Origin of the sequence: Roseibacillus ishigakijimensis (assembly GCF_016595415.1) — a bacterium.
GTDB lineage: Bacteria > Verrucomicrobiota > Verrucomicrobiia > Verrucomicrobiales > Akkermansiaceae > Roseibacillus > Roseibacillus ishigakijimensis.
On sequence record NZ_JAENIO010000166.1, the window covers coordinates 1 to 387 of the forward strand.

Annotated in this window: 1 protein-coding gene; it reads right to left on the reverse strand. The window is 58.7% G+C overall.

What is annotated here, in order from left to right:
• The coding region (locus tag JIN78_RS17015; protein ID WP_200393193.1) for a beta-1,6-N-acetylglucosaminyltransferase at positions 1–387 on the reverse strand (387 nt) is incomplete at both ends.

Sequence of the window (387 nt, forward strand, 5' to 3'; positions counted from 1 at the left end):
CGTTTGCATGGGGGCCCGCCCGAGTTGGGCGAGGACGGTGATGAAGTAACTTTCGTCCGCGCAATCTACTTTGGCAAAGGCCGGCGTCAGATCGTGGGCCACGATGGCCTCCGCATCCGCTCGATTGAGCAACATCCATTGGTGTTGAAAACAAGCCACTTCCTTGCGAATGCCGATCACCTTTTGCACGCGCTGGGCTTTTAGGATGTCTCGTTTACGCATTTCCGCCCAGGGCTCGAAGCGGATGCGCGAACGCGGATCACAGCGCAGGCTGCGGGCGAGTTCGGAGAATGGGCGCACCGGGACACAACTTTCGGAGAGAAGCATGAAGTGGCTGTTGCTTTCTTCGGCGAGAGCTTCTTGCAAAAGCGCCAGAGTTGCCCGCAC